Annotated in this window: 13 protein-coding genes; 11 read left to right on the top strand and 2 right to left on the bottom strand. The window is 58.4% G+C overall.

Features of this window, described 5'->3' with window-relative positions; genetic code table 11:
• The first annotated feature begins 728 nt into the window (after positions 1–728).
• Both AC3ITY_RS15935 and AC3ITY_RS15930 read left to right on the top strand, forming a co-directional pair.
• Entirely contained in the window at positions 729–1,295 is a 567-nt protein-coding gene (locus AC3ITY_RS15935; RefSeq protein WP_489310609.1) for a TetR/AcrR family transcriptional regulator, read from the top strand.
• A 192-nt stretch (positions 1,296–1,487) separates the two neighbouring features.
• Positions 1,488–1,829: an aldo/keto reductase gene (locus AC3ITY_RS15930; RefSeq protein WP_489310607.1), complete on the top strand. Its 342-nt coding sequence runs from the start codon at positions 1,488–1,490 to the stop codon at positions 1,827–1,829.
• A 16-nt stretch (positions 1,830–1,845) separates the two neighbouring features.
• On the opposite strand, the gene AC3ITY_RS15925 is transcribed toward AC3ITY_RS15930, so the two are convergent.
• Entirely contained in the window at positions 1,846–2,553 is a 708-nt protein-coding gene (locus AC3ITY_RS15925; RefSeq protein WP_489310605.1) for a protein-disulfide isomerase, read from the bottom strand.
• A gap of 95 nt (positions 2,554–2,648) precedes the next feature.
• Here AC3ITY_RS15925 and AC3ITY_RS15920 point away from each other — a divergent pair, with 95 nt between their 5' ends.
• The 3 genes from AC3ITY_RS15920 to AC3ITY_RS15910 all read left to right on the top strand — a co-directional run bounded on the left by AC3ITY_RS15920 (position 2,649) and on the right by AC3ITY_RS15910 (position 5,714).
• Positions 2,649–3,539: a LysR family transcriptional regulator gene (locus AC3ITY_RS15920; RefSeq protein ID WP_489310603.1), complete on the top strand. Its 891-nt coding sequence runs from the start codon at positions 2,649–2,651 to the stop codon at positions 3,537–3,539.
• 322 nt (positions 3,540–3,861) lie between these two features.
• Positions 3,862–4,455: a flavodoxin family protein gene (locus AC3ITY_RS15915; RefSeq protein WP_489310601.1), complete on the top strand. Its 594-nt coding sequence runs from the start codon at positions 3,862–3,864 to the stop codon at positions 4,453–4,455.
• Positions 4,456–4,679: 224 nt separating this feature from the next.
• Positions 4,680–5,714: a PepSY domain-containing protein gene (locus tag AC3ITY_RS15910; protein ID WP_489310599.1), complete on the top strand. Its 1,035-nt coding sequence runs from the start codon at positions 4,680–4,682 to the stop codon at positions 5,712–5,714.
• Here AC3ITY_RS15910 and AC3ITY_RS15905 read toward each other — a convergent pair.
• A complete protein-coding gene (locus AC3ITY_RS15905) occupies positions 5,711–6,616 on the bottom strand; it encodes an AraC family transcriptional regulator (RefSeq protein ID WP_489310597.1) in 906 nt (301 codons plus the stop codon). The genes AC3ITY_RS15910 and AC3ITY_RS15905 overlap by 4 nt on opposite strands.
• Positions 6,617–6,729: 113 nt before the next feature.
• Here AC3ITY_RS15905 and AC3ITY_RS15900 point away from each other — a divergent pair, with 113 nt between their 5' ends.
• The 6 genes from AC3ITY_RS15900 (at position 6,730) to AC3ITY_RS15875 (ending at position 11,619) form a co-directional block, all read left to right on the top strand.
• Complete coding sequence (locus AC3ITY_RS15900) at positions 6,730–7,095, top strand: nuclear transport factor 2 family protein (protein ID WP_489310595.1); 366 nt, start codon at positions 6,730–6,732, stop codon at positions 7,093–7,095.
• A gap of 199 nt (positions 7,096–7,294) precedes the next feature.
• Positions 7,295–8,131: an alpha/beta fold hydrolase gene (locus AC3ITY_RS15895; RefSeq protein WP_489310593.1), complete on the top strand. Its 837-nt coding sequence runs from the start codon at positions 7,295–7,297 to the stop codon at positions 8,129–8,131.
• Positions 8,132–8,308: 177 nt separating this feature from the next.
• Positions 8,309–9,073 carry a COG4705 family protein gene (locus AC3ITY_RS15890; RefSeq protein ID WP_489310591.1) on the top strand — a complete coding sequence of 255 codons (765 nt, stop codon included), beginning with the start codon at positions 8,309–8,311 and terminating at the stop codon, positions 9,071–9,073.
• 27 nt (positions 9,074–9,100) lie between these two features.
• On the top strand, positions 9,101–9,535 hold the full coding sequence (locus AC3ITY_RS15885; protein WP_489310589.1) for a hypothetical protein: 435 nt from the start codon (positions 9,101–9,103) through the stop codon (positions 9,533–9,535).
• 84 nt (positions 9,536–9,619) lie between these two features.
• Positions 9,620–10,285 (top strand): response regulator transcription factor, encoded by a 666-nt coding sequence (locus tag AC3ITY_RS15880; protein WP_489310587.1) that lies wholly within the window; start codon positions 9,620–9,622, stop codon positions 10,283–10,285.
• Complete coding sequence (locus AC3ITY_RS15875) at positions 10,261–11,619, top strand: ATP-binding protein (protein WP_489310585.1); 1,359 nt, start codon at positions 10,261–10,263, stop codon at positions 11,617–11,619. Before AC3ITY_RS15880 ends, AC3ITY_RS15875 begins: the two co-directional genes overlap by 25 nt.
• The last annotated feature ends 103 nt before the right edge of the window (positions 11,620–11,722 follow it).

The following is an 11,722-nucleotide window of genomic DNA, read 5'->3' as shown; positions in this document are numbered from 1 at the left end:
CCGTTAAAAACGCATCCACCTATGGCGATGTGCATGCGGCGAAGTAGCATACTGGTGAGCTTGTATATCGCGCCTGAACTCCAGCAAATCAGCTGCCCCTTTGCGGGCAGAGACTTACCGTCATCACTGCGCATGTGTGGTAATGGCGTAGATCGCAAGCCTGCAATGAATTTTTTGGCTCCAGCCTTGCCTGCAGGCAGACGCGGTCTAAACTCGATCAAGCTGATGGACCAGCGCCCCTTCGACAAATAGCCCGCCATGTGTGGGCTTTTTGTTAACCTTGACGTCTACCCTCTGCGAGTCCCTTTTTAACAGAGGTATGGCCTTGCCAGACAACCGTAACCTCGCCCTGTCCACCGCATCAATTTAGAGATCGAGGCTCTCGGCCGCGCAATCGAAGAAATCACTATCTGAATCGACCACCACGACTCCAATGAAATGCCCAATGACGCCCTACGCCCGATAGTTCAGGCCGGCCTGGGCATTGCATTGGCACCATGCCCGAGGGAAGCGCGGCGATTTATAAAATGGACGGCGCGAAGGAGGTCAGGCTGTAGAGGCGTAGTCGGTCGAGGCTAGATTATTCCTGGGAGCACCTGCTCAAAAGGGACCAACATCCAAGTAGAACTCTATGATCTCCGCCATGCTCGCTCTATTGTAAAATGATCGTTTAGTAAACGGACCATATGCTACGATCTATCCAATGCCAATCGATCCGAGGAAGGTGAATGCGCTACTCCAAAACCCACAAAGACGAGACGCGCGCGAAGCTGATTGAGACGGCCAGGGCGATCACGAAAAAAGGTGGTTTCAGCTCAACGGGCGTCGATGCACTTATGTCCGCCATAGGCATGACTGGGGGGGCTTTCTACAGTCATTTTCCCTCAAAGCAGGCGCTGTTTCAGGCAGTGATTGAGGATGAAATCCGAAACAGCAGTGAAATGCTGGCTGGTGGACAAAACGCATCAGGCGAACAGCTGGAGCAATGCTTACGCAATTATCTCAGCACCTTTCATGTCCTTCATCCTGAAGAAGGTTGTGTTCTTCCAGCCCTGGGAGGAGAGATTGCACGTGCCGAACCGGAAGTACGGGTGGCTGTCGAAAAAGGACTGAAGCAAATACAGAAAGCTTGGGCCGATCGTCTCGGTAGTCCTGATGCTGCATGGGCCGTCATTGCTCAATGTGTGGGAGCGCTGATCCTGTCCCGAGTTGTCGAAAAAGAACGAACTCGCAAGGAGATCATCGCCTCGACCCGCAAAGCTATTGAGAAGAGCTATTTCACGCCGGAAGAATAAAAGATCCGTTCAGAGCCCCCTAATGCTCGCCCACCCTTGAATTTGAGTTTTTAACTTTGCGCGTGTGACGGGCTACTACGAGGATATGCGTCCGGGCATCCCGTCTTGCGCAGCTAAACCGGTTGCAATCTATGACGCAGCAGTTCGTCGATAGTACTCGCCCGCTTCGTCGGCAGGCGAGTCAGCGCATCATTGCTGGGCATCAATCTCATTGACACCGCGGACTCTTATTGCGACGAAGGCGGGATTAACGCGCAGTGGACCGGACCTTTGGTCACCGCTGGGGCGTCCCGAGCACCTGATTCAGCAGGCAGTCTAATTCAACCAGGAAAATTATTAGACTCACTCTGCCGCAAACTCGGTTCAACACCGGGGCAAATCGCTATTGCATGGTTACTGAAACACAGCCCTGTAATACTGCCAATTCCAGGTACTTCAAAGCAGTCACACCTAGAGCAAAATGTGGATGCCTTGGATCTTCATCTTTCCGATGAGGATTACGTTGCCATAGATACGTTGGTACAAGGAGGCTGAACAGCCTGCGAGTGAATCAACCTGATTTGATCGAGCGTTGACGGGAAGCGAGGACAGTGTCGATGGCTGCGTAGAGAGCCGGCGCGCCGTCGTACAGCGGCGCGCCGTGGATCACGTGATCCACGCCATCGACCGTCATGACCAGCAACGGAACACCGCTCACCGACAGGTGTTGCATGAGTCGGGCGCTGGCCGAGATGCGCTTGTGGGTCTCTGTCTCCAATCCGACATCGCTGACCAGAAAGCGCCCGAATCCGGCTTCATCGAGGCTGATCCCGGCTTCTGCTGCAACCCGTACGGCGACGGCGGCCACTTCGTGCGGTAACGCGGTGTCGCGGCCGGCGACATAACGCGCAACCTGGACCGCGTGCAAGAAGCGCGACTCGAGAGCGGGGTCGATCCTGCCCAACGCGATGAGTGCGCGGGTTACATAGCCCGAATCGAACACACCCTGTGGATTACCCAGCACGTCGCGTTCATACACTTCGCTAAAGACCTGACCAGTGAGCTGCTCGATCCTCTGGTCATTGCGCCATGCGTGATCGGCAATCGCCGCGACTGCGCACGCCCCGTCGTTGGTGAACAGGCCGGAGGGCATCATGTGCAACTGTTCGCCCCATGTCTCGGCGAGCACGGCGAGCGCAGCGAGTGCTGGGGCGCTGGCGTAGCACCATCCGCAGAACGGATCGAACAGATATTGGAAGGTAATAACTGGCTTGGTCATTATCGCGCCTCTCTTGGTGTAGATCACACGGTATCGACGCATAGATCGATGATATACACTGCCAAAATTAACAAATTGTTGCGCAGATCGATCATATGGACCGCATTACCGCTGCCCGTGTTTTTGTTGAAACTGTCGAGCGTGGCAGTGTGTCCAGCGCCGCCTTGCACCTGGACATGTCGCGGGCGATGGCCTCGCGTTATGTCAGCAGTCTCGAGAATTGGGCCAATGCCCGGCTGCTTCATAGAACAACGAGGCGACTCAGCCTGACAGAGGCCGGTACGCAAATGCTTTCCCTGTGCCGGCAGATGCTCGCGATCGAGCAAGCTGTTGGGCAGGTGTCAATTCCCGACGACATTCCACGGGGCACGCTGCGCCTGGCGGCACCCACAGTGTTTGCGGAAACTTATCTCGTAGGCGCGCTCGCCAAATTCCTGCGTGCTAACCAGCTGGTGTCAATCGACCTGCAAACTTCTGATAGCACCGTTGATCTAGTGCAAGAGCGGATCGATGTAGCAATTCGCATCGCCTATCAACTTGACCCAAACCTGATTTTCCGACGACTTGGATCGTGCTCATCGGTTTTGTGTGCCTCGCCGGCCTATCTGACTGCCCGCGGGGTACCCGGCACAATCGCAAATCTTAGAGATCATGACTGTCTCACCTACGAATTTTTTGGCGACGGCGAATGGAAGCTCGATGAAGGACGCGGCATTGAGGCTGTAAAGATCAACGGCCGCTTCCGGACAAACGAGACACTGGAACTGCGCCGTGCGGCTCTTGAAGGTATAGGCATTGCAGTCCTTCCTGAATTCGCTGTCCGTGCGGACATCGAAAGCGGGGCGTTGCGTACAGTACTGGAAGAGTGCCAAATCGAGCGCATGGATATCTTTGCGATCTATACCTCACGACAGCATATGCCGCTGGCCACAAGACACCTCATTGATTTCTTGGCAAACGACTTCGCTAACTGGGCGACTTCCTGATACACGAACCTTGGGCTCGAGCACCATCGGGTCAGTGAGAATTCATGTGATTGTGATCGGGTGTGTGCGCCCTACTTTCCTTTAACAAACTCTCGGGCGTTCTAGGAGTCGCCTAATTTATTTGCTCGCTCCAAGCAACAAATTGTCAACGACGAGCGCCTATATCCCAGGTAATTACCCAAATAAAGTGCGGACGTGTATTGGACGACAAGGACAGTTACGCCAGGCGGTTAGTGCCATAGCAGCGCCTATATGCCAGCAGGCTTCGCTTGCCTGACATCCGCTTCTTTTTCCATGTCTGTTTTTTTGGGTGATTCACTTTATGACCAAGATATCTGTTGTCTATTTCAGCGGTTACGGCCACACCGCCAAGCAGGCCGAAGCGGTGCGCCGAGGGGCTGCCTCTGTATTCGGCACGGAAGTGACCATGCTGCGCATCGACGAACACGGCAACTTACCCGATGGGGCGCTTGAGTCCCTGGCTGATCAGCACGCGATCATCTACGGAACCCCTACTTACATGGGTGGTCCGGCCTGGCAATTCAAAAAGTTCGCCGACGCCGCGTCCAGGCTGTGGTTCACGCAAGCACTAAAAGACAAGGTAGCCGCGGGCTTCACGAACTCCGCCTCGGCCAACGGCGACAAGCATTCGACAGTGCAATACCTGTTCACTTTGTCCCAGCAACTGGGGCAGATCTGGGTAGGCCTGGGTCTTATGCCGTCCAACAAGAAGGAAAGTACTCGAGACGATGTCAATTATGCGGGTGGTTTTGCCGGTGCGTTCGCGATCTCGCCTTCGGACGCTTCGCCCGAAGAGGCTCCCTCGAACGGCGATCTGCGTACTGCCGAGATACTTGGTGAACGCGTAGCCGAAATCGCGGGGAAGCTATCTCGCCGAAGTACTTCCTTTGCGTAGCAGAAGCACTGCCATGATGAGCGATTAGCCTCGCCGTTCGCTGGCCAAACCCGTCGCCACCAGTATGCGACGGGTTACCGCTGCTGCTTGCCGACTACGCTCGACATGGCAAGATGCCCGCACTCTCCTGACCTTGACTGGAAACTGCGCATGAATGCCGCGGGCGCTTCGGCGCCTGGGGGAATTCTGCGTGCCTTATCGCCCTGAATCATGGATCAGATCAGATGCCCGCTATCACCCAGCAGTGCGCCCTTGCCGCTCTGAAGTCCCGTGCCGCCCACTCGCTGCCGCCCACCCCGACACTGTGCCTGTCGAGCCTGAACAATGCCCTGCTCACGGCCCTGGCCAGCAGTCTGTTCTTGTTACCTGTCGCCCAGCCAGTGCGCGCCGACAGCACTGCGCCCACCGCCTCCGGTTCCATAATCCTCGAGGATGTGTTGGTCACCAGCGAAGACGTGGCACAGAACCAACCATTGCCCCAAGCCATTGCCGGCGCTCCGGCAGTGGTCGAAAGCCGCAGCGCCGAACAGATCCGCGAAAGCGTCAACCTTATGACTTCAGCGCAAAGCCTGAAGTACCTGCCCAGCATTGAGGTACGTGAACGCTATATCGGCGACCGCAACGGCATCGTTTCCACCCGCACCACCGGCACTGTGTCCAGCGCCCAATCGCTGGTGTATGCCGACGACCTGCTGCTCTCCAACCTGCTCGGCAACAGTTTCAATTTCCCGCCTCGTTGGGGCTTGGTGTCGCCCAGCGAAATTTCCCGTGTCGATGTGATGTACGGCCCGTTCAGTGCGCTGTATCCGGGCAACTCCATGGGCGGCGTGGTGACAATGGAAACGCGCATGCCGACCAAACCGGAGTTTCCGATCAGCGGTACGGTGATCAAACGCGTCGACTTCAATCAACGACCTTTGCTCGACCGCATCATCGGCTACGGCGTGGCTGCTCATGAAGGCCAACTGTTTGGGCTAACCAACCAATTGCTCGGCCTACTTACGACCCTCGGCCTGATGACCTTGTCGCTCAGCGCGTTGATGCTCTGGTGGCGCAGACGCCCTCTGGGCACTCTCGGTGCGCCGTCCGCTCAGGCCGACAGCCGATACCCGGGTGTGATGCCCGGCGTACTGGCCCTGCTCGGGTTGTGCTTGCCGCTACTGGGTATATCCATGCTCGCGCTATGCCTGGTGGAGCATTACGTGCTGTCGCGAATCGCCCCAGTGCGCAACTTCCTCGGCCTGGGTTCCGCTGCCTAATTCTGTTGTGCGCGGCGGTACTGGATCGGTGAAACCCCTCGCGCCAACTTGAAGGCACGACTGAACGAAAATTCCGACTTATAGCCGACCTGCGAAGCGATCTCGCCAAGTCGCAGTCCGGTTTCCTCCAACAGTTGCGCGGCAATGCCCATGCGCCAGCGCGTCAGATACTGGTGTGGTGGCTCGCCCACCAAGGCGCAGAAGTTGCGGGCAAAAGCAGCACGCGACAAGCGAGCTTCCTTGGCGAGTTCCTCCAAGGTCCATGCATGGTCAGGTGCTTCGTGTATGCGCGCGAGAACCCGTGTCATCTGCGGCGATCGCAAAGCTGAAAACCAGTCGTTTGCCGCTGGAGAAGCGGTATCGGCCCAACTACGCATGAAGTAAACGAACAGGGACGAGAGCAGGTTACGCACCACGATATGGTTGCCGAAGTTCGGTGTCTCCACTTCGTGACGTAGCAAGCGCAGTGTATCGCTGAGCGACGAACTACCAGGCTCCATTCCGGCGCGCAACGACACCGACTGCGGTAACGCCCGCAGTGCTGGAAGCGCCAGGTGCTGATCCACGTTGAATTGACCGCAAATCAGTGTGGTGGCCTTTGGATCGCTGTCGAGGACGCCATCGCGCAGGGCGAGGAAGGATTCGAGCGGTATGACTCGGCCGCGTTTCGAAAACGCCACTTCATGCGCATGGCCACGCGGGAACATGACCATTTCACCAGCCTGCAGCTCGATAGTTGCCGCATCCGCTTGGCGGACGAAGGCTCGTCCCTCCGCGACGAAATGAAACACTACGGCTTCGCAAGGTTGCACCGCAAACCCCCATGGTCCTGCCACGCGGGTACGCGCCAGCACCAAGCCGTCGGCCCGAACCGCTTTCAACCAACCATTCAATGCGTCCATCACCTCATGTTAGCATGAATGAGACGAATTGATATGTATTAGCAAATTTAAGGCATGGTTCATCTCCTTCGCGACTGGTGCAATACAGCTCACAACAACCAATAGGTGGAACCATGAATAGAGATCGCATTCAGGCAGCAATCGACACCATCTACGCGCGTGTCTTCAACCAGGGCGAGTCCGAACTGCTGGCCGGTCTGGTTGCTGGTCCGTATATCCAGCACAACCCGCTGTTTCCGGATGGCACCGATTTCATCGCCGGCTACATCAAGCAGGCTGGGAAAGTGGCGTGCGAAGTTAAGCGTGTTGCAATCGATGGCGACCTGGCTTTTATCCACGTGCGCTTCCTGGATTGGGGTGGCAAGGAAACCGCAGGCGTGGACATCTTCCGCTTCGATGCGGATGGAAAGATCGTCGAACACTGGGACGTGCTGCAGCCGGTGCCGGAAACGGCCAACAACACGAACACGATGTTCTGAGTGGGAATATGACGGTGGCGAAGGCCAATCCCGTTCTGTCGCCCGCAGCGGGCGAGCTTCGAGCTGCCCAAGCGCGCGTCGTATTCGGCGAGCAGCCGAAGATTTTTGCTGCGCGAGTACGCGCGCTCGCCTGCAACCATCGCATGACCACAAAAAGTTCCCTTCACAGGGATATTGCATGCAACCCGAGGAACACGTCATGACTAAATCGATAAACTCAGACGACATGAAGTTCATCGAAGTCGATGGTTTGAAAATCCGCTTTCAACGTAGCGAAGGTAAAGGACGAATCCCAATCGTACTCACGAGCCCTTGGCCGGAAAGCCTATACGCCTTCCAGCGAATTTGGCCGATCCTCAGCACGCAAGCGCCCCTGGTTGCATTCGATCTGCCAGGCTTTGGGCTCTCGGAAGGCCGGCAGCAATTGATGTCGCCCCGAGCCATGGGGGAATTCATTCCCAAGATTCTGGCGGCGCTCGGCCTTGACCGTGTCCACGCCGTAGGGCCTGACATTGGCACCTCTGCTTTTCTTTTTGCGGCCCAGGCCCAACCGGAGTTGTTCGAGAGCTTGGTAGTGGGCAGCGGCGCCGTCGAGGCGGCGCTCACGGCTGGCGCGTTGAAGGACATCATCAACGCGCCATCGACAGTCGCCTTCGAAGAAATCAGTGGTGAGACGTTCGTCACTGGCGCGATTGACTCGATGATGGAGTCCAAGCCGGAGCCTCAGGCCCTGAAGGACTATCAGGCCGCTTCGGCTGGCAAACGCTTGATCGAAGCAATGGCCTATGTGCGCGCCTACCCTGCCGATCTTCCAATCCTGCACTCAGCACTCCCGAGCATTCAAACCCCGGTCCTGAGCATATGGGGGGCACACGACCCTCTCGTCCCTCCTGAAAACGCTGACGTCCTGAACAGGTCGTTGCCGAGAACTCGCTCCTTGCTCCTCGACAGCGGTCACTTCGCCTGGGAAGACTGTGCGCAAGAGTACGCGGCTGCGATCCTGGAATGGGTGCGAGGCGGCTACAGAACGGCCTAGCGCGCTCGTGCAGCAAACTATCACGCGGCTGTTGCAGGTCCTCGACCTGCGTCTGGCGCTGAGCCAGCAGCAGCTCCAGATCTGCCAGGCGCACGCACTCCTCAGTCTCAGCTAAGTTTCGCTGCGTATCGTCTCTCCTGCGCAACTTCGGCGCTGCTCAGGAGAGGCAACCCGCCCATGAAACCCCTTACAGCCGGATGGCTCAATAAAGTACCCGAGGTGACGCTGTCATTCTGGGTGATCAAGATCCTGTCCACGACCGTGGGTGAAACCGGCGCGGACTTCCTCGCTGTCGATGCCGGCCTCGGCCTGGGCTGGACCAGCCTCGGCATGGCGACATTGCTGGCCATCGCCCTGTTCATACAGATGCGTAAAAGCGCCTGCTCGCCCTGGATCTACTGGCTGACCGTGGTGCTGGTGAGTATCGTCGGGACGCAGCTCACCGACATCCTGACCGACGTTCTCGACGTCAGCCTGTACACCAGCACGGCCGTGTTTTCAGTCCTGCTGGCACTCAACTTTCTAGTCTGGTATCGGATGGAACACAACCTGTCGATCCGCGAGATCGTTACCCCTCGCCGGGAATGGTTCTACTGGACGACCGTGCTCTGCACCTTTGCCCTCGGTACGGCAGCCGGTGACCTGGCCACCGAAGCACTGGGCCTGGGCTTCACCCTCGGCGCCGTGATTTTCGCCGCGCTGCTCGCCGCAACCCTGGTGGCCTGGCACCTGGGCGCCAATGTGGTACTGGCCTTCTGGGTCGCCTACATCCTGACCCGTCCGTTCGGTGCTTCTCTGGGCGACTTGCTGACCCAAGCCAAGACCTACGGTGGCCTCGGCATGGGCGCCACCTGGACCAGCGCGATATTCCTGTGCGTCATCGTCCTGCTGGTCGCTGTTGCGCAGATCAGTGTCGGCAACCGCAAACCCGTCACTCAGTAACGCTTAATAGTCCTTCAAGGAATCGTCATGCGCCCTTTTCAACACATCATTCGTCACGTCGCCATGGTTTCGTCGATCTTTCTGCTCAGCATCGCCGCCGGCTGCTCGAAACCCGCCGACAAGCCCGCTGCGGGCGGGTCCTCCGGTGCGATGAGTGCACAAACCCAGTCCGGATCAAAACTGGGTGACCTGTCCGAGTTCCGCACCATCGCCGCCGACGTTGCCACGATCGTCGATAAAAACGACCTGCCTGGTGCTAAAGCCCGCATCAAGGACCTGGAGAGCGCCTGGGACTCCGCCGAAGCAGGCATCAAGCCGCGCGCAGCCAGCGACTGGCATGTAGTGGACAAGGCCATTGACCGCGCTCTCGACGCTTTGCGCGCCAGCAGTCCGCAACAGAGCGATTGCAAGGCCCGCATGGACGAGCTGATGAACGCCTTCGATTCGATGAAAGGCGCGTAATAAGCGGGCGGACAAACGCCGGTACAGGTGCTTCAATACAGGCGCGACGGTCATGACCGCCGCGCCTTTTTTTCGGAGCGGGACATGCGCATATTGCTGGTCGAAGATGACCCGATGATCGGGGACGCCATCCAGGGCGCACTGAGTGATGCGAGCTACGCGACCGACTGGGTGAAAAACGGCCTCACCGCACTCTCGGCGCTGCAGACCCAGCCCTACGATCTGGTGCTGCTGGACCTCGGGCTGCCAGGCAAGGACGGGCTCGATGTCCTCGACAGCATTCGCGCCCGCAACAACCCGGTGCCTCTGTTGATCATCACCGCACGGGGCAGCCTCGACGATCGCCTGCGCGGCCTCGACGGTGGCGCCGACGACTACTTGCTCAAACCCTTCGACATGGCCGAACTGCTGGCCCGCATGCGCGCCGTGCTGCGCCGCAAAGGCGGTAGCGCCCAGTCACTGCTGGACAACGGCGTGGTGGCGCTGGACCTGGTGTCGAAACAGGCCAGCACGGCGGAAAGCCCCGACGTGCAACTGTCCAGCCGCGAGTTCGCCCTGCTACAGGCCCTGTTGATCCGCCCGGGGGCGATCCTCTCGCGCAGCGAACTCGAAGACCGCCTCTACGGCTGGGGCAATGAAGTGGAAAGCAATGCCGTGGAGTTTCTGATTCATTCGCTGCGACGCAAACTGGGCAGCCAGGTCATCAAGAACGTCAGGGGTATGGGATGGATGGTTTCAAAAAGCGCTTGAGCGACTCGGTGCAGGTACGGCTATCGGTCGCGCTGTCGCTGGCCATCCTGATCGTGGCGGTGCTGGCCGGGATTTTTGCGTTCGTCTCGGCCCTCGACGAAGCCCATGAAATGCAGGACGAAACCCTGCGTCATGTGGCGGTCCTGTTCGATCGGCAACAGATGACACTGCACTACCCTGCCGCCGAAAAAATCGCCGGCGACGACGAAGAATCCAGGGTCATCGTGCAATACCTGACCGACAGCAGCAAAGCCGTCGGCAATAACGACGACAGCGTCCTGCCGCTGCCCTTCCCCACGACGCTGGCCGATGGCTGGTCGACCTTGAGTATCGCCGGCGAAGACTTTCGCGCGCTGGTCCGGACCACCGCCCGGGGCGAGCGCATCGTCGTCGCCCAGGAGACCGGTGTTCGCGACAAAGAGGCACGCGAGAGCGCCTGGCACAGCCTGTTGCCGTTTCTCATTCTGTTTCCGGTGTTGTTGCTGGTGGTGGGCGATCTGGTGCGCAAACTGTTTCGCCCCATCGCGACCCTTTCCGACGAAATTGATCGACGGGACAAACAGGCCCTGCACCCGATCGACGAACATCATCTGCCAACCGAGATCCGCCCTTTCGTCGTGGCCATCAATCGCTTGCTGGCGCGGGTTGCGCAGTCCATGGAAACCCAGCGTCGCTTCATCGCCGACGCCGCCCACGAACTGCGTTCGCCCATGACCGCCCTGTCGCTGCAAGCCGAGCGACTGAAAGCCACACCTATGCCGACGCAAGCCGTCGAGCGCCTGCTGCCGCTGTCCCGCGGCATAGAGCGCAGCAGAAAGCTGATCGATCAGTTGCTGGCCCTGGCCGCCGCGCAATCGAACGTCGAGCGACCGCAGACCACGGTTTGGGTGCATCAGGTGTATCGCAGGGTGCTGGAGGACCTGTTGCCCCTTGCGGAACGCAAGAACATCGACATCGGCGTTGAAAGTACCGAAGACGTGCAGGTCGTCATCAACGAAATGGACCTGCTGATCCTGATCAAGAATCTGGCGGACAACGCGATCCGCTACACCCCTTGTGGCGGACGCGTCGACTTGTCGGTGGAGCTGGCGCAAGACACCGTGATCCTTCAGGTCAAGGATTCCGGCCCTGGTATTACGGCCGATGAGCAGATGCGCGTGTTCGACCCGTTCTATCGCAGCGTGGGGACCGAAGAATCAGGCTCCGGGCTGGGCTTGTCCATCGTCAACGCCATCGCCGAGCGTACAGGGGCTCGGGTGCGCCTGGGTTTCTCGGACGAGACGAACAAGCGCGGCTTATGTGTCTCGATCGAGTTGAAAAGAAGCTCAGGCTAAATGTCTATGTATCACAATGTGTCAATGCGAGATCTCGATACACAGACTTTCATCCGGCCGACGATTGGACACAGGCCAGATACGTTGCCGCGTTTCAATGCAA

The organism is Pseudomonas sp. GL_091 (genome assembly GCF_057837725.1).
This window is presented reverse-complemented; position numbering and strand designations above follow the sequence as displayed.

Excerpts from the sequence above, each read along its gene's own strand:
- AC3ITY_RS15935 (WP_489310609.1), top strand. The coding sequence starts at position 729 with ATGCGCTACTCCAAAACCCACAAAGACGAGACGCGCGCGAAGCTGATT.
- AC3ITY_RS15925 (WP_489310605.1), bottom strand. The coding sequence starts at position 2,553 with ATGACCAAGCCAGTTATTACCTTCCAATATCTGTTCGATCCGTTCTGC.
- AC3ITY_RS15920 (WP_489310603.1), top strand. The coding sequence starts at position 2,649 with ATGGACCGCATTACCGCTGCCCGTGTTTTTGTTGAAACTGTCGAGCGT.
- AC3ITY_RS15915 (WP_489310601.1), top strand. The coding sequence starts at position 3,862 with ATGACCAAGATATCTGTTGTCTATTTCAGCGGTTACGGCCACACCGCC.
- AC3ITY_RS15910 (WP_489310599.1), top strand. The coding sequence starts at position 4,680 with ATGCCCGCTATCACCCAGCAGTGCGCCCTTGCCGCTCTGAAGTCCCGT.
- AC3ITY_RS15905 (WP_489310597.1), bottom strand. The coding sequence starts at position 6,616 with ATGGACGCATTGAATGGTTGGTTGAAAGCGGTTCGGGCCGACGGCTTG.
- AC3ITY_RS15900 (WP_489310595.1), top strand. The coding sequence starts at position 6,730 with ATGAATAGAGATCGCATTCAGGCAGCAATCGACACCATCTACGCGCGT.
- AC3ITY_RS15895 (WP_489310593.1), top strand. The coding sequence starts at position 7,295 with ATGACTAAATCGATAAACTCAGACGACATGAAGTTCATCGAAGTCGAT.
- AC3ITY_RS15890 (WP_489310591.1), top strand. The coding sequence starts at position 8,309 with ATGAAACCCCTTACAGCCGGATGGCTCAATAAAGTACCCGAGGTGACG.
- AC3ITY_RS15885 (WP_489310589.1), top strand. The coding sequence starts at position 9,101 with ATGCGCCCTTTTCAACACATCATTCGTCACGTCGCCATGGTTTCGTCG.
- AC3ITY_RS15880 (WP_489310587.1), top strand. The coding sequence starts at position 9,620 with ATGCGCATATTGCTGGTCGAAGATGACCCGATGATCGGGGACGCCATC.
- AC3ITY_RS15875 (WP_489310585.1), top strand. The coding sequence starts at position 10,261 with ATGGATGGTTTCAAAAAGCGCTTGAGCGACTCGGTGCAGGTACGGCTA.